Source organism: Acinetobacter sp. SwsAc5, from assembly GCF_013391485.1.
Lineage (GTDB): Bacteria > Pseudomonadota > Gammaproteobacteria > Pseudomonadales > Moraxellaceae > Acinetobacter > Acinetobacter towneri.
On record NZ_JACAXD010000005.1, the window covers coordinates 25,030 to 42,994 of the forward strand.

The following is a 17,965-nucleotide window of genomic DNA, read 5'->3' on the forward strand; positions in this document are numbered from 1 at the left end:
AGTATTTCAAATTCAAAGCCGATCAAAATTGCAAAATCGCTGCTTTATACACAATTTTTCAGACTTCCTATATCTGTATCTGTTTCAAGTGCACGAAAGCGTAGCGAACTCTGCTAAAATAGCGCTCATTTCGGATTCAGTCATAAAGGGTTTTTTATGTCCACGCTTACCACCCTGAAAGCGCTTCTTGCCCAAAGAATTTTAATCATCGATGGTGCCATGGGTACTATGATTCAACGCCATCAATTGGAAGAAGCCGATTATCGTGGTGAACGCTTTGCAGATTGGGCACATGACCTTAAAGGTAACAATGACTTATTGGTACTGACCCAACCGCAAATTATTCAGGGCATTCACGAAGCCTATTTAGATGCGGGCGCAGACATTATTGAAACCAACAGTTTTAACGGCACTCGGGTTTCTATGTCCGACTACCATATGGAAGATTTAGTTCCTGAAATTAACCGTGAAGCAGCACGTTTGGCTAAAGCTGCCTGTGAAAAATATTCAACCCCAGACAAACCACGTTTTGTGGCAGGTGTACTTGGCCCAACATCGCGTACCTGTTCAATTTCACCCAATGTAAATGACCCTGCATTCCGTAACATTACGTTTGATGCTCTCAAAGAAAACTATATTGAAGCTGCGCATGCCTTAATTGAAGGTGGTGCAGATATTCTGCTCATTGAAACCGTGTTTGATACCTTAAACTGTAAAGCTGCCATTTTTGCGGTCAAAGAAGTGTTCAAACAACTCGGTCGTGAGTTGCCATTAATGATTTCAGGCACCATCACCGATGCCTCAGGCCGTACCTTAACGGGTCAAACTGCAGAAGCGTTCTGGAACTCGGTGCGTCATGGCGATTTACTTTCAATTGGTTTTAACTGTGCTTTGGGTGCAGATGCCATGCGTCCGCACGTCAAAACTGTTTCAGACGTGGCCGATGTATTTGTTTCAGCCCACCCGAACGCAGGCTTGCCAAATGCCTTTGGTGGTTATGATGAAACCCCTGAACAAACTGCAGCCTTCTTAAAAGAATTTGCAGAAAGTGGTCTCATCAATATTACAGGTGGTTGCTGTGGTACAACGCCTGACCACATTCGTGCAATTTACAATGCAGTAAAAGACATTCCACCACGTAAAATTCCAGAAATTAAACCTGCCTGTCGTTTAAGTGGTTTAGAACCATTTAACATTTATGACGACTCTTTATTTGTGAACGTGGGTGAGCGTACCAACGTCACAGGCTCTAAAAAATTCCTACGTTTAATTCGTGAAGAAAATTTTGCCGAAGCTTTGGATGTTGCACGTCAACAAGTCGAAAGTGGCGCACAAATCATCGACATCAACATGGATGAAGGCATGCTCGATTCAGAAGGTGCGATGGTGCACTTCCTGAATTTGGTGGCTTCTGAGCCTGATATTTCTCGCGTACCCATCATGATTGACTCATCTAAATGGGAAATCATTGAAGCAGGCTTAAAATGCGTACAAGGTAAAGCCGTTGTTAACTCCATTTCCTTAAAAGAAGGATATGATGAGTTTGTCGAAAAAGCCCGCCTCTGTCGCCAATATGGTGCAGCCGTTATTGTGATGGCTTTTGACGAAGTAGGACAAGCCGACACAGCAGCACGTAAACGTGAAATTTGTAAACGCTCTTATGATGTGTTGGTCAATGATGTTGGCTTCCCTGCCGAAGACATTATTTTTGACCCGAACGTGTTTGCAGTTGCTACTGGTATTGAAGAACACAACAACTACGCGGTCGATTTCATTGAAGCTACAGGCTGGATTAAACAAAACTTGCCACACGCTATGATTTCGGGCGGTGTGTCGAACGTATCCTTCTCTTTCCGTGGTAACGAACCTGTACGTGAAGCCATTCACGCTGTATTCCTGTACCACGCCATTCAGCAAGGCATGACCATGGGGATTGTCAACGCAGGTCAGTTGGCCATTTACGATGACATTCCAAAAGAACTTAAAGAAGCGGTTGAAGCCGTTATTTTGAACCAAAACCAAGGTGAAACTGGTCAGGACGCCACAGAAAAACTGCTGGAAGTGGCCGAAAAATATCGTGGTCAGGCAGGTGCGCAAAAAGCCGAAGAAAACTTAGAATGGCGTAATGAATCTGTCGAAAAACGTCTTGAATATGCCTTAGTCAAAGGCATCACCACCTTCATTAATGAAGATACCGAAGAAGCACGCCTGAAAGCCAAACGTCCTTTAGATGTAATTGAAGGCCCATTAATGGACGGCATGAACGTTGTGGGTGACTTGTTTGGTGCAGGTAAAATGTTCCTGCCTCAAGTTGTGAAATCTGCCCGTGTGATGAAACAAGCCGTTGCATGGCTCAACCCGTACATTGAAGCTGAAAAAACCGAAGGTCAGTCTAAAGGTAAAGTTTTGATGGCAACGGTAAAAGGTGACGTTCACGACATTGGTAAAAACATTGTGGGCGTGGTGTTAGGCTGTAATGGTTACGATATTGTCGATTTAGGCGTGATGGTACCTGCAGAAAAAATCCTGCAAACGGCTATTGACGAAAAAGTCGATATTATTGGTTTGTCTGGCCTGATTACCCCATCTTTAGATGAAATGGTTTTTGTTGCCAAAGAAATGCAGCGTAAAGGCTTTAATATTCCATTATTGATTGGTGGTGCGACCACATCTAAAGCACATACAGCAGTTAAAATTGATCCACAGTTCTCAAATGATGCAGTGATTTACGTTGCCGATGCTTCGCGTGCCGTGGGTGTTGCAACAACCTTGCTCTCTCCAGAAATGAAACCGGCCTTTGTTGCAGAGCATCGTGCAGAATACGCTAAAATTCGTGAACGTATCGCCAACAAGCAACCGAAAGCCGCAAAATTGTCTTATGCTGAAGCCATCGACAATGGTTTAAAAATTGACTGGGCCAACTATACACCTGCGGTGCCAAATTTCATTGGTACGCAAGTGCTTACCAACTACCCTCTTGAAACCTTGTTGCCATATTTTGACTGGACACCATTCTTTATTTCTTGGAGCTTAGCGGGCAAATTCCCGAAAATTCTGGAAGATGAAGTAGTGGGTGAAGCTGCGACTGATTTGTATAATCAAGCGCAAGCCATGCTCAAAGATATTATTGCCAACAATCGTTTTGATGCACGTGCGGTATTTGGTATCTACCCAGCTAACCGTTCTGCGGCAGATTCGGTACAGGTTTATGATGCAGCACGTGATCAAGTGACGCATACATTCCACCATATTCGCCAACAGTCAGACAAAGTGACTGGCAAACCAAACTTGTCTTTGGCAGACTTTGTCGCAACTACAGAGCAAGGGCAAGATTACTTGGGCGGCTTTACCGTGTCGATTTTTGGTGCGGAAGAAATGGCCAATGAGTTTAAAGCCAAAGGCGATGACTATTCTGCCATTTTGGTGCAGTCTTTGGGTGACCGTTTTGCAGAAGCGTTTGCTGAACATTTGCATGAGCGCATTCGTAAAGAGTTCTGGGGCTATCAACCGACCGAACAACTTAGCAATGAAGAGTTAATTAAAGAGAAATATGTAGGGATTCGTCCTGCACCAGGCTACCCTGCTTGCCCTGAGCACTCAGAAAAAGCTACCTTGTTTAACTGGTTAGGTTCAACTGAAAAGATTGGCACACAGCTCACCAGTAGCTTTGCAATGTGGCCACCTTCTTCTGTCAGTGGCTTCTACTATGCCAACCCTGCTTCAGAATACTTTAACGCAGGTAAAATCTCTCTAGATCAGCTTGAAGATTATGCACAGCGTAAAGGTTGGAGTTTAGATGAAGCGAAGCGTTGGTTAGCTCCAAACTTGGATGATTCGATTAATTAATTGCTTTATGCCGCATGGGTAGTACATCGGCCCATGCGCTCTACATAATGTCATTTCAAAAACCAGTGAATTGTAAAATTCACTGGTTTTTTGTTTAATGGGACAGTTCGTTACTTAATCTAAATTTGTTGAGTAATTTGACTGTTAAAGGTGTTTTCTCACCTCTATGGGAAAGGTATTCAGCTAAACGAAACCCATAGAAAGAACAAAGCGACTACTATTTAGTTGTTAGTAGCCGCTTTTCCGCCTATTTTGTCTTATGATGAATGGGAAGCGATTGCTGTATTACATCAACAACAATTAGTTGACGATACTAGGAATTAATTAATCAACTTTTTACTTACCTTGAAAAGCATTCCAACTGGAGATTGCTTAACTTGTTTATTCTGATCAACCAAATCACGAAATCTTTCAGGTATTTCTCTCAATTTAGGAGCATCAAGTAATTGATCAGCTGCTAATACTGCTAATCCCCATGTAGGTGTTCCAGTTAAAGCTGCCCCTATTTCTATTCCTCCAGAAACAATCCAAGATCCAATATCGAATCCAGCAAATTTCCAATTTTTAGCTTTCAACTCATCAAGTTTTTTACGATGTTTATCAAAACTTTGCTCAATATTTTCTAATATTTGATCTCTAGTTCTAAAACAATTAGTAGGATTAGTTTCTACTAATTCCTTGATATTATTTCCTAAAATATTGCGGATTTCTTCTAAAGCTCCTTGCTTTCTAAGCTCCAACAATGATTCTGGAGGAATATTGCCTAACCAAGGTAAATCCGTTTGAGATAAATCTGTTAGTCCTTTCATTATGTGCAAATTTTCAGAACCGTAATATTCTTGAGCCTTATCGGCATCATATTCTAATTTCCAGTTAAAATATTGCCACGATGTTTCAGCTTCAATAATTGGGGTTCCTGAAAGCTGTCGTGCTTTGAGTAATAATTCATTACTCACCGACATTCTGCCAACAGCTTGCATTTGGAGTAACAAACCTGGCTCTGTTCTATTAAGAGCTTTTAGCTCATCTCCATTTAAAGCCCTATTTATTTGTTCCTCTAAAGAACCTTTCCAATTTGTATCAAATAAGACCCTATTCTTATCTTTAATTGCTCGAATTGTTTTTTCTACAGTATTAAGGCTTAAACAAAACTCATTAAATTCCTCAATACTCTCAAAATTTTGACCGAATAATTTACTACCATGAATTAATGCATCATTTTGGGAAAAGTTATAGATAAAATCTTTACCACCCTCTTCCAAATTTGATAAATCAGGGAGTATTACAACCACTGGCATTCCATCTTCAACACATGCTAAATTTTTATATTTGAGAATATTCATAGCATGCTTTATTAAGAAAAAGACAGCTTTCTCTTTTGGATAAAATTCAAATATATGCTGTGATCGTACATAAGGATCTGGTAGAACAATTGTGTCCGTGTAAATACCACATTTTGAAGCAATATTTTCATCGTGGGTAGGAAATAAATCTCCTCCATATACACCAGTAAGATTTGAGTGATTGTCTTCTAAATGCCAATAACCTATATCACCTACTTGTTTCCAAAATGATATAATTGCATCCATAAAACCAGGAATTTGTTCAAACATATTGTCAACAAAATCGGCTTTTGTTGATAAAAATTCCGCAATATGGTGAGGTGTAGAGTTCGCCTTAAGCATTTGTTGATAGATAAAATCAAAATTATGCTCTATCAGGTCAAAATATAATTTTTGAATTTCAACTAAAGAAATTTCTTTTTTTAATTTTTCCCTTGTGTCGAAATGTTCTATAGCCAAAGCCATTGAACGAATTCGCCCATCAACAGACTCTAAAATGATCTCGCCACTTTCATCATATTTGATATTTCGAAAACTCTCTTCGAAACCTTCAGCTAGGTGTGAAGCGATTTTTACTTTATCGGCTTTTAACTGTTCTGAAAGAATTTTAAGTCTATACCTTAATCTTTGTTCATAATCTTGTTGTTCTGATTCTAAGCTCATTATTCCAAAACTTTTTACTAATATTTAAAGTTTAATAGAGCTAAAATTTTTAATTTCAATAAGGCTATGTGGTTTTATTTTTTTGCTTACTACAGGCTTACGTTGCATAAACCCCAAAAACAACAAAACCCTGACAATGTCAGGGCTTTGTTGGTAATATTTGGCGGAAGCGGTGAGATTCGAACTCACGGAGGACTCACACCCTCGTCGGTTTTCAAGACCGGTGCATTAAACCGCTCTGCCACGCTTCCAATGGCGGCTATCATATAAAGAAAAATTCAGCTTGGCAAATATTTTCTAAAAATTATGATCCAAATGTTCAAAATAAAATCAAAAATCAGTCATTTTCTGCAATTTCAGGCTTTTCATAGCGTATCGAATTAATAAACCAGCTCTTTTTGCCCAGCGGTGTCTGCACTTCCACCTCATCATCCACCTGTTTAGACAACAAAGCCCGAGCCATAGGTGAATCAATCGAAATATGTTGTGGATGATGATCATAAATTTCATCCACGCCCACAATTCTCAAGGTCTTTAGCTCGCCTTGTTCATTTTCAATTTCGACCCATGCGCCAAAATATACTTTACCCTCTTGTTCAGGTGCAAAATCGACAATACGCAGCTCTTCTAAACGCTTGCCCAAATAACGTACCCGACGGTCAATTTTACGCAAAAGCTGTTTGTTATATTGGTAATCAGCATTTTCAGAGCGATCGCCGAGACTTGCCGCCCAGTTTACTTTTTTGGTGATTTCAGGGCGTTCTTCATGCCACAAATGCTGTAACTCAGCCACGAGTTTATCGTGTCCAGAACGTGTAATTAAGTTAGATTTCATGGTGTTTTTGCAGCCGGTTTTTTACATTTGGTTAACATCAATCCTATATTTTATTGCATTTTTATACACAATAAAAATTTATAAAATTTATTTCTCAATGAAATGAATATCTTATGTTACATTTTTCAAAAAATTTATGTACAAAATTTGACATCCAAAATTTTCATCTTTATTATTCGCACATCTTTTAGTTTTGATCACTTTTTAACCTGTGTATAAATTTTACACATTTTCCCTTTAATCCCAAGTCATTTTGAATGACGTCATGACTGCCCAACCCTTATTGAATTTATCAAACTTGAAAAAGTTTAAGGTGTGTTGCCTTTGCTTTTTAGGGCATAAATTACTTGTAGCGGAGCCAACATGCACAGTAGTTCAACGTCTGGGTCTAGGCTTAGCCTTCACTCATTTTTTAATCGCCTCCCATTCAAAGTCCTCGCTTTCAGTACTGTTCTTCTCCCATTCCACAGTATTAACGCAGGCAAAGCCGTTCATCAATTTGACAGCGTCGTCAATCAGAACAAATTGACCGTCGTGTCTGTGGAAAATCCAACCACAGTGTTTAAAGATGGACAACATTTACATGGCTTTGGTTATGACCTTGTGCGTAACTATGCCGACAGCATGAATGTGAAACTCGAATTTAAAACGGTAAGCGACAATGCGACCGCTTTAAAATGGGTGTCTTCTGGTAAAGCGAACTTTGCCATGACCACGTCGAGTATCCAAAGCATCGAAAAGCAGCAACTCACGGCATTTTCTGCCAGTTGTGGCGATTTAAATACTTTAAAGCGTAATGGTTTAAATAGTGAGCTGAACTGGGTGTTTAAACACGCAGATGATCCTCTTAGCCAAACCGCAAGCAACTTTGTTTGTCGTGGCAAGCAAAACGGCTCAATTACCCAATTGGCTTCATTTTATAATCGTAATGTGGTCAAACAAGAATCGTGGGATGTGATCCAGCGGGATTTGCGTAATCGTTTACCTTTATATAAGGCCAACTTTAAAAAGACTGCCACGCAGTACGATTTAGACTGGCATCTTTTGGCGGCAATTGGTTATCAGGAATCTTACCTCAAACCCAACTCGGTTTCGCCAACAGGTGTGCGCGGTATTATGATGCTGACCAATAATACAGCCAAAGCGATGGGCGTAAGCAACCGTACCGATCCTGCACAAAGTATTCAGGGTGGTGCTAAGTATTATGACCAAATGCTGAGCCGTTATGAGCATATTCCATTTCCTGATCGTAACTGGTATGCCCTAGTCGCTTATAACATGGGTCCTGGTGCAGTCAGTCAAATTCAGAAGCGTATTCGCTCACAAGGCAAAAACCCGAACAATTGGGTTAACCTATATGCGTATTTAGACCGTAACAAAGCGAGCAACGGTCGTTATCGTCAAGCAGTGCAATATGTGACTCGTATTCGCGCCTACCTTGAGCATATTAAGACCACACCGCAATTGGTGAATATCTAAAATTTACCTCGCGTGATTGAGTTGCAGTGTATATCAGCTGCAATTCAAACATGAATAATGCGCTGTTAAAGCTGCAGTGCATAAAAAAGCCTAGTTGATACTTCAGCTAGGCTTTTTTGTACTATAGCGGGAAATTCGCCTGCTACAGCGTAAATCGCTTGAATTAAGCAGATTGCTCAAGAATCTTCTTAAATAAGTCTTTTTGTTCTTGGCTTGGTTTTGCAGTTTGTAATGCCATTAATTGTGACATATCGCCCTGTACTTTGATTTTACCTGTCATAAAGGCTTGCATAGCAGCCGCCATGTCAAACTCTAGGAATACTTTACGTAAAGTTTCCGCATCCATATTTAATGTTGTTTTTGCGTTGTCCGCCAAACCTTTTTGGATTTTACCGCCATCTAAAGACAATTCTGTGTTGCCTGCAGCATCAGTCACCACTAAGTTAATTGCCAGATTTGCAAGTGCTGGAGGTAGGTTTAAATCACCAGCTTGAGCCGTTAGATTTTCTACAGTTGCAAACCAATCATCAGTTAAAAAAGCAGGCATGATTTTTCCTCAATATATTTGTGCATGTGTGTTGTCTATCCAGACACCATCATTATTAAGCTGTTTTGCTTGCTGATTGTTATAGCATGAACCTTTCGTGAAAGGCTAAGAAATTTTGTACGGGACGTTCAGTTTTTGTATTTTTAGTCGAAATGACGACTTTCTCAAATAAATCAAATTCATAAAAAAACACCAAGCTCTGGCTTGGTGTTGATTACATTTTGCAGGGATTCACAGGCTGTTATCGCTTAGTCTGCAGCGTAGCCTAAATTGACCATATTGATGCGTTTGTTTTGCTCTGCTGCGTTTTGTTCGGCCTGATCGGCAAAATCAAATACGCGCTGGCTGTCTAACGCTTCAAAGTCGAATAATTCACGGTCTGCCAACTGCGATGGCGATACATTCTGTAATGCGCCAAAAATACTGTGCAAACGCTTAGGATGTGCTTTATCCCACTCACGTAACATGTCGTTAATAATGGCACGCTGTAAGTTTTCCTGTGAACCACACAAGTTACACGGAATAATTGGGAATTTACGCATTTCTGCATATTTAATGATGTCTTTTTCTTCCACATAAGCCAGTGGACGAATCAGCATATTTTTCTTGTCTGATGACAACAACTTCGGTGGCATGGCTTTTAAGCTACCGCCATGGAACAAGTTTAAGAAAAAAGTCGCCAAAATATCATCACGGTGATGCCCAAGCGCCACTTTGGTTGCCCCTATTTCCTGCGCAAAGCCATACAAAGAACCACGACGCAAACGCGAACACACTGCACAGTAAGTTTTACCTTCAGGCGTTAAACGCTTGGTGATGCTATAGGTGTCTTTTTCTAATATGTAATATGGGATGTTATTTTCTTCTAAATAACGCGGCAATACATCTTCAGGGAAGCCTGGTTGCTTTTGGTCTAAGTTCACAGCCACCACATCAAAATTGATGGGTGCGATGCGCTTGAACTGCAACATAATGTCCAACAAGGTATAACTGTCTTTACCACCAGAAATACACACCATGACTTTATCGCCATCTTCAATCATGTTGAAGTCACGAATCGCATGCCCGACTTGACGACGCAGCTTTTTCAACAAACGATAATACGCAGAGCTGGTTGGAAGTTCTGGTTTGAAATTAAAGCCTTGATCGGACTCAACTGGTGAGAACATAGACGCGATTAACCCATGAAAAAAATTACCGCGCAATTTTAGCCGATTCAGACCAATCCCGCATCAAAAGAATGTAATTTCATCGCAATCTTCCTTTTCGTCAAAGAACTTAATTTCTGACTGCGCGTTCATTTCTGTTTACACACTTTATTTCTATCTGCGCAGATCGTTTTTTTCTGTGGCAAGTTTGAACCCTCAGGTTCACTTTTTCGCCAAGATGCTTATCTTTTGGACTTTTCCACAGTTTTCCACAAAAGCTGTGGATAACTTTGTGGATTTAAAACAACTTGACAACGCCTCTTGCCGTTATTCTAAGGCTTCTCTTTAAATTGATTACTTTTTGATCGATTTTATTTTAATTTAAAATCATACACTTAAGTGTGTCAAGCTGATCCAATTAAAAAAAAATAAATATTTTTTTTGATTACTCTGTCAGCAATTAAGCTTGATTTTTTTCGACACTACTGTAAATGAATTTGTACAAAGCCTTTTCATCTGTGAGATTTTTGTTAAACTCCTCATAACTGTTTGGGGACAGCTTTTAGTGTATTCACAGCATGAACAATAAAATTAATGCCTTTTTACTGTATATTTTGGGGACTGCCAGCATCATGCCTTTGGCAACGACAACGCACGCAGGTCAAATTTATATGTATAAGGACAGCAATGGCAGTACCTTGCTGACCAACCGTAAAAGTGCAGATCGTTCGCTGACAAAAGTAAAAGTCACCTATTATCCAGACAGCAATATTCACAGTTATCGCAACTGGGGCAATTCCGAAGCATCGGTATTGCCAAGTTATAGCCGCAATAAAAATGCTTTTGACCATATTATTCAGCAGGCAGCACAGCAACACGGTGTTTCAGAAGGTCTAATTAAAGCGGTAATGCATACTGAATCGGGGTTTAATGTCAACGCCCGCTCGCCTGTCGGTGCGCAAGGTTTAATGCAGCTCATGCCTGCGACAGCACGACGTTTTAATGTTAGCAATGCTTATGACCCGCATGAAAACATTATGGCGGGTGCAAAATACTTGGCTTGGTTACTCAAACGCTTTAATGGCAACACCACTTTAGCTTTGGCGGGCTATAACGCAGGCGAAGGCAATGTTGCAAAATACGGCGGCGTACCGCCTTTTCGTGAAACACAGGATTATGTACGTCGTGTGACCAGTCGCTATAGCAACCTATATGCTAGCGGCGTTAGTGCAAGTTCTGGCAGTAACGCGATTACGGCAAATAACAATAGCAATACTCAGAGTCAAAATGCACAAGTGATTGCGCAGTCAGACAATTACACTGCCAGTAATCATCAAGTGGCGGCAAACAAACGTCCACAACGTCAAATTATTATGGCTGCCGATGGTCGCTTTACCGATGCACCTGCAGGTTCTTACGCGACAGGGAATGCCACGGCTTCGGCACGTATTTTTATTTCAGAATAAAAGCTACAGCACTTCATTTGAGCTTGCGTTGTCGCAAGCTCAAATGAAGTGCCGATTGCAGTATCAGCTCAAAATATTTTTAGTACAGTTTTATTATTTTTCTTGAATTTTTAATACATACACCGCATATTTACGGCATGGTTTATTAATAAATCAGATTACATTTTTAATATAAGAGGATTTACTCAATGATGCGGATTGGTTTGTTCTTGCTAACCAACCTCGCGGTACTGGTTGTAGCTGGCATAATTTTGTCACTCTTCGGTGTCGGTAGTTACCATGGCGCGGGTGGCTTAAACCTAGGCAACCTGTTGGTCATCTGTTTTGTCTTTGGTATGGTTGGCTCTTTAATTTCACTATTCATGTCTAAATGGATGGCGAAAAAAACAACTGGGACTGAATTAATTGACCCGAATGCCCCTCGTAACCAAGCTGAAGCGTGGTTATTAAATGAAGTTGCGCAATTGTCGCAACGTGCTGGTATCAAAATGCCAGAAGTGGGTATTTTCCCTTCTTACCAATCGAATGCTTTTGCAACAGGTTGGAATAAAAACGATGCTTTAGTCGCTGTATCTACAGGGCTGCTTGAGCGTATGAACAAAGATGAATTACGTGCAGTTTTGGCACACGAAATTGGTCACGTTGCCAATGGTGACATGGTGACCTTGGCACTGATTCAAGGTGTGGTCAACGCATTCGTCATGTTCTTTGCCCGTGTTGCAGGTGACTTCATTGACCGTAACGTATTTGGTCGTGAAGATGGCGAAGCACCAGGCTTGGCTTATTTTGCAATTACCATTGTACTGGATATCGTATTTGGTATTTTGGCCTCTTCAATCGTGATGTGGTTCTCGCGTCAACGTGAATACCGTGCCGATGAAGCAGGTGCACGTTTGGCAGGTAAACAAGCCATGATTTCTGCATTATTACGCTTACAAGCAGAATCTGAAATGCCTGATGCAATGCCAAAAGAAATGAAAGCTTTTGCGATTTCTGCAGGTAAAGAAGAAGGTTTTAGCTTGGCAGCGTTATTCCAAACTCACCCAAGCATTGAACAACGTGTTGCAGCTTTACAGCAATTAAATTTACCTTAATACTGCTAGCAAGATATTGTAACAGCGACACCAAAAAGCTTCCTCAGGGAAGCTTTTTTCATGTCTGTAAATTAGATCTGCCAGATGGTTTTGTACTTTAAACAGGTTCATTTAAACAGCAAAACTTTGTGACCAGTGCCACAACCAACTTGCACCGAGCCATGCTGCCCAAATAAAGAAAATAAGAAAAATCACACCAAGCAAATCAGGCAAATGTAGCCACAGCCATGCCACTACAGGATTACGCCAAAATGCTGACTGCTGCTGTTTACGTTCCAATCGCTCATGTAAAAAAGGATGTACCACATGATGCTCACTGTGAATCTGATATTCTTCACGGATATGCGTATGCACTACATCTAAAGCTTTACGGCTTGGACGAATAAATACATCAAATACTGTGCCGACAATTGGCACAAAACCAACTACTGCATCCATCACAGCAAGTTTAATCACGGGAGTGAGTTTGGTTTGTGGTACACCAATTTGTTTGGCTTTATAAATCGCATAACAGGTCAGTGCAAAACCTGCGACATCCCCCGCGACAGGTACAGTGCCTAATGCGGCATCTGCTCCCACGCCCTGCTTGGTAAATGGAATACGCACCACAGAATCCATCATATTGGCAAACTTGGCTAAATCGCGCTCTAAGCGAATCACCTCTTGCTGGCTAAGTTTTTTTGAAGATGCAGGTTCTGGCATAGAAAACGTATCGTTGGGTAAATGCAATCTACTTGAGAATAAAGCAGTTTTTTACTCAGGTCTGTTATGATTTTATAAACAGAATTTTGATCAATGCAAAAAGTTTTAAGATGAGGTCTTGAATAAGTCATCATCACCGACAGTGTTTAAAGTAACAACTGTGAAGCAATAAATAAGTACACCACCACGCCCGTTGCATCACAAATCGAGGTTACCAAAGGCGCAGAGGCACTGGCAGGGTCTAGTTTCAGGCGATGCAAAATAAAAGGCAAACTCATGCCAATTAAACAGCCCATCAGCACAATGCCCAGCATACTCAGTGCCAATACCACAGACACCATCATATCGCCACGGTAATAGCCTAAAATTGAAACCGCAAAAGCCATCGTTCCACCCAAACATAGCGCCACCAAACTTTCACGTCCGAGTAAATGCAGCCAATCTTTAAATTGCACATCACCTGTAGCCAGTGCCCGTACCATTAAGGTCGCAGACTGAGAACCCGCGTTGCCACCGCTACCGACCAAAAGCGGCAGGAAAAAAACCAGAACAATATGTGCTGCAATAATGTCTTCATAATGCGCAATGCCAATTCCTGACAATAAACTGCCAAATACCAAAATCACCAACCAAAACACACGTTTGCGATATAAAAATAAAATTGGCGCAGTTTTTATACTCATGCCAGGTGAAGACGCTACCGCACTGGATTTTAAAAAGTCTTCTGTAGTTTCTGCCTGTACCACGTCCATCGCATCATCATAGGTGACAATCCCCAGTAAATGCTGTGCATCATCTACAATCGGTAAGGCCAAAAAATCATAATGGCTGAGTTTTTGCGCGATACTTTCCTGATCTTCACTCACCAAACCTGTGACCAAATCGGTGCACATCACATTTTTAATTTTTTGTTCAGGCGGGTTTTGAATAATTTCCCTTAAAGAAATAACCCCCAATAGTTTCATTAGTTCATCGACAATATAAATCAGGTACAAAGTTTCCCGATCTGTGGTCATTCTGCGCAATTCATCTATAGCTTGCTGCATGTTCAGTTCTGGCGAGAGCACCACGAAATCCGAACTCATAATCGCGCCCGCAGATTCTTCAGGATAGCGCGCTAAAGTCTGAATCTGTGCGCGTTTTTCTTCCGTAATGTGTAAGCTGACAAAACGCTGTAAATGCGGTGAAAGTAACTTAAATAAGTCGGTGCGGTCATCTGAATGCATGGCTGAAATCAGTTTGACCAATTGCTGCGGTGCAATCGCTTCGGCAATTTGAAGTTGTGAATGCAGTGGTAAAAATTCCATCACCAAGGCAGCACTGTCAATTTGTTCAATTAAACTCAGCTGTGCTTTCAGGCTTAAATACTGCATCAAGTCGGCTAAATCGGCAGGATTGATACTGTCGATCAGGCTGTGTACTGTGCTTGGCTGATGCAATTGTAAGGCTTGTTCTAACTGTTCAGCGTGCAGATTGGTCATTGCTCTCACCCACTCCATCATTCCAAAAACGTAAAATGAAGAATGGGCGCAGTGTCTCGGCCCAAACCAACCCTTAAAAAACCGAAAATCTGTAGATTTATGCAAGATTTTTAGCGTTTCATATCATAGCCTATAATTTTGCTAAGTGCCTAATAAAAAACATCTTTAGTTTATGGGTGATGAACGATTCACTTGAAATATAGAACGAATCAGCACGTACATAAATGGAATAAAAACGAGCACTAAAATTGTGCCAAAAATTACCCCACCCAAAACACTCACCCCAATTTCCTGACGACTTGCTGCACCTGCACCATACGCAAATACCAACGGTAAAATACCTGCACCAAATGCCAATGAGGTCATTAAGATTGGTCTGAGCCGCAAACTTGCACCTTCTAAAGCGGCTTGAATCACCTGTTTGCCTTGTTGCTGCGCAGCCGAAGCAAACTCCACAATTAAGATGGCATTTTTACATGACAAACCAATGGTGGTGAGCAAGGCAATTTGGAAATAAATATCGTTCGGGAAACCTGCCAAATAGCTGAAAATAATATTTCCACCAATCCCTAAAGGAATGGCACTCATGACCGCTGTTGGAATACTCCAACTTTCATACAAGGCCGCAAGGCACAAGAAAATAAACCCGATGGAAACCAAATACAGTAACAAAGCCTGATTGCTAGACTGATTTTCTTCAAAAGACAACCCACTCCATGCCAAGTCAATGCCCTGCTGCTGTGCCACCATCTGTTCTAAATCACGCATCGCCTGCCCTGAGCTATATCCTTCGGCAGTATCGGCTTCCATTTGCACGGCGCTATACCCCATAAAACGATTGACGACTTCTGGCCCACCGCTCCAACTGAGTTGAGCAAACTGGCTAAAAGGTACCATTTGATTTTGCTGACTGCGTACCGACCATTGATTCAAATCTTCAGGTTTACCACGAAATTCGGCATCACCCTGCATAATCACACGTTTAATTCGACCACGGTCAATAAAGTCGTTGATATAACTACCGCCCCAAGCTGCCGCTAAGGTACTGTTAATAGCCGTTTGATTTAAACCTGCTGCCATCGCCTGTTTCTGATCAATCGTGACGTTTAACTCCGCTTTTTCAGGATTGGCACGTTGATCTAAATTTTTAAAGCTTTGATATTGAGCGGCTTGCTGCTGTAAATTTTGAAATTGCTGAATTAAAAAATCGCGTCCTGTACCATTCACATCGCGCATCCAGAACTCTAAGCCATCGGTTTGCCCCAAACCACGAACTGCTGCGGGCATGCCAATGGTAATTTGTGCATTGGGATGCTGTCGAAAATGCTGCATGGCACGTTCACGAATAGCTTGTGCGGTATGCTGTTGCCCTTGACGCTCATCCCAATGTTTTAGCGCAATAAAACCCTGCCCTAAATTCTGCCCTGTTCCCGAAAAATTACGTCCATAACGAATCATCACCAAATCAACATTGTGGGCTTCATGCTGCATAAAGTATTCACGTATGCTTTCGCCCACTTCACGACTTTTAGACAACGGCGCACCTTCCTGTAATTTAAATTGCACCGACAACATGCCCTGATCTTCATTCGGGATAAAACTGGTAGGTAAGGCACGGTAAAACAAGGCAAACACCGTCAGTAAACCTGCAAAAATAACCAGACACAACGCTTTATGCTGAATCGTCCAGCCTGATAATTTGAGATAGTGTTGTTTTAAGCGTTCCAGTTTTTGATTAAACCAGATGGCCCATTGGGCTGGTTGTGGATTGGGTTTTAAAATCAAGGCACACAAGGCAGGCGTTAAAATTAAGGCCACACCTAAAGACAGCACCATCGCAGTGACTAAGGTGATGGAAAACTGGCGATAAATCACCCCAGTCGAACCACCAAAAAATGCCATAGGAATAAATACTGCGGTCAAAACTAAGGTAATGCCGACCAAAGCACCGCTAATTTCCTGCATTGATGCGATGGATGCCTGTTTAGCCGAGAGCTGCTGTTCGTGCATTAAACGCTCGACGTTTTCGACCACGACAATCGCATCATCCACCAACAAACCAATGGCTAAAACCAAAGCGAATAAGGTCAGCGTGTTAATACTTAGGCCAAAGAGTTGCAACACGGCCATAGTGCCTAAAATCACCACAGGCACGGTTACGGTAGGAATGAGCGTCGCGCGCCAGTTTTGTAAAAACAAGAACATCACGATGACAACTAAAATCACCGCTTCAATTAAAGTTTTCACCACTTCATTAATTGATTCCTGCACGAAAGGCGTGTTATCTCGTGGATAGACAATTTGGTAACCTTCGGGCAATTGTTGTTTTAAATGCTCAATTTGTTTTTGAATTAAGGCTGAAGTTTGTAACGCATTGGCACCAGACGATAAAGAAATCCCCATCCCTGCCGATGGAAAACCATTAATGGTATTAAAGCTTTGATAATTTTCTGCACCGAGTTCTATACGTGCCACATCTTTTAAATAAACAAAGCCACCTGCCTGATCTGCTTTTAAAATAATATTTTCAAATTCTTCTACCGTTTTTAAGCGTGAACCTGAGGTGACTTTGGCATTGAGATATTGTTCTTGTGCTGTGGGTAATTCACCAATTGCGCCTGCTGCGACTTGGGTATTTTGTGCCAATACTGCAGCACGTACATCACTTGGCATGAGTGCGTATTGTTTTAACTTTAACGGATTCAGCCAAATCCGCATTGCATATTGTGCACCAAAAACATCGACCTCACCCACACCTTCAATGCGTGCCAACTCTTGCTCTAAATGACTCATCATATAGTCAGACAAGGCAATATTGCTGCTTTTGCCTGTGGCATCGTACAGCCCAATGACCATGTGGGTATCACCCAATGATTTAAAGACATTTACCCCCTGACGTTGCACATCTTCAGGTAAGCGGTTAATTGCGCCATTAATCGCATTTTGTACCTGGACTTGTGCGGTATCGGGGTTGGTACCATTTTCAAAGCTAATGCTGATTCTACTTCGTCCTGAAGAATCGCTGCTAGAACTAAAATACAGTAAGTGATCTAAGCCTTTAATTTGCTGTTCTAAAACCTGTGTGACGCTTTCTTCAACCGTTTCTGCCGAAGCTCCAGTATACGTGGCGCTGACGGTGATACGCGGTGGTGCAATGTCTGGGTAGCGTTCTACAGGTAAATTTAATACTGAAAAAATCCCAAGTGCCATCACCATAATGGCGAGCACACCAGCAAAAATAGGACGTTCAATAAAAAATTTAGACAGCATAAAACAGGATCACTTATAGATGACAATTTTGATATTTAAATATGAAATGAATCAAGTGGACGAATATCATCAAAAAACTTGAAACTGTATT

At 41.3% G+C, this 17,965-nt stretch carries 11 protein-coding genes and 1 tRNA gene; 4 read left to right on the top strand and 8 right to left on the bottom strand.

Annotation, left to right across the window (positions count from 1 at the left end):
• The first annotated feature begins 156 nt into the window (after positions 1-156).
• Complete coding sequence (gene metH / locus HYG89_RS03910; RefSeq protein WP_178866140.1) at positions 157-3,846, top strand: methionine synthase; 3,690 nt, start codon at positions 157-159, stop codon at positions 3,844-3,846.
• Between the two features lie 320 nt (positions 3,847-4,166).
• Here metH and HYG89_RS03915 read toward each other — a convergent pair whose 3' ends face one another.
• The 3 genes from HYG89_RS03915 to greB all read right to left on the bottom strand — a co-directional run bounded on the left by HYG89_RS03915 (position 4,167) and on the right by greB (position 6,687).
• Positions 4,167-5,852 carry a hypothetical protein gene (locus HYG89_RS03915; protein ID WP_178866142.1) on the bottom strand — a complete coding sequence of 562 codons (1,686 nt, stop codon included), beginning with the start codon at positions 5,850-5,852 and terminating at the stop codon, positions 4,167-4,169.
• Positions 5,853-6,013: 161 nt separating this feature from the next.
• A tRNA-Ser gene (locus HYG89_RS03920) sits at positions 6,014-6,103 on the bottom strand.
• A gap of 86 nt (positions 6,104-6,189) precedes the next feature.
• Positions 6,190-6,687 carry a transcription elongation factor GreB gene (gene greB, locus HYG89_RS03925; RefSeq protein WP_104853171.1) on the bottom strand — a complete coding sequence of 166 codons (498 nt, stop codon included), beginning with the start codon at positions 6,685-6,687 and terminating at the stop codon, positions 6,190-6,192.
• A gap of 363 nt (positions 6,688-7,050) precedes the next feature.
• On the opposite strand from greB, the gene HYG89_RS03930 reads away from it, so the two are divergent.
• The gene (locus HYG89_RS03930; protein WP_004972108.1) at positions 7,051-8,166 is read left to right on the top strand and encodes a transglycosylase SLT domain-containing protein; all 1,116 of its coding nucleotides are present in this window, start codon (positions 7,051-7,053) and stop codon (positions 8,164-8,166) included.
• 163 nt (positions 8,167-8,329) lie between these two features.
• Here the strand turns inward: HYG89_RS03930 and HYG89_RS03935 are convergent, their stop codons facing one another.
• Both HYG89_RS03935 and ttcA read right to left on the bottom strand, forming a co-directional pair.
• On the bottom strand, positions 8,330-8,713 hold the full coding sequence (locus HYG89_RS03935) for an SCP2 sterol-binding domain-containing protein (RefSeq protein WP_004972111.1): 384 nt from the start codon (positions 8,711-8,713) through the stop codon (positions 8,330-8,332).
• Positions 8,714-8,961: 248 nt separating this feature from the next.
• On the bottom strand, positions 8,962-9,882 hold the full coding sequence (gene ttcA / locus HYG89_RS03940) for a tRNA 2-thiocytidine(32) synthetase TtcA (RefSeq protein ID WP_104853169.1): 921 nt from the start codon (positions 9,880-9,882) through the stop codon (positions 8,962-8,964).
• A gap of 557 nt (positions 9,883-10,439) precedes the next feature.
• On the opposite strand from ttcA, the gene HYG89_RS03945 reads away from it, so the two are divergent.
• Together HYG89_RS03945 and htpX are read left to right on the top strand one after the other, a co-directional pair.
• Entirely contained in the window at positions 10,440-11,327 is an 888-nt protein-coding gene (locus tag HYG89_RS03945; RefSeq protein WP_004972115.1) for a lytic transglycosylase domain-containing protein, read from the top strand.
• A gap of 188 nt (positions 11,328-11,515) precedes the next feature.
• On the top strand, positions 11,516-12,421 hold the full coding sequence (gene htpX / locus HYG89_RS03950) for a protease HtpX (protein WP_004972117.1): 906 nt from the start codon (positions 11,516-11,518) through the stop codon (positions 12,419-12,421).
• A 111-nt stretch (positions 12,422-12,532) separates the two neighbouring features.
• On the opposite strand, the gene HYG89_RS03955 is transcribed toward htpX, so the two are convergent.
• From HYG89_RS03955 to HYG89_RS03965, 3 genes are all read right to left on the bottom strand, one after another.
• Positions 12,533-13,123 (bottom strand): DUF4112 domain-containing protein, encoded by a 591-nt coding sequence (locus tag HYG89_RS03955; RefSeq protein ID WP_004972119.1) that lies wholly within the window; start codon positions 13,121-13,123, stop codon positions 12,533-12,535.
• 146 nt (positions 13,124-13,269) lie between these two features.
• The gene (gene mgtE, locus HYG89_RS03960; protein ID WP_178866144.1) at positions 13,270-14,604 is read right to left on the bottom strand and encodes a magnesium transporter; all 1,335 of its coding nucleotides are present in this window, start codon (positions 14,602-14,604) and stop codon (positions 13,270-13,272) included.
• Between the two features lie 165 nt (positions 14,605-14,769).
• Complete coding sequence (locus tag HYG89_RS03965; RefSeq protein WP_178866146.1) at positions 14,770-17,874, bottom strand: multidrug efflux RND transporter permease subunit; 3,105 nt, start codon at positions 17,872-17,874, stop codon at positions 14,770-14,772.
• Positions 17,875-17,965 lie beyond the last annotated feature (91 nt).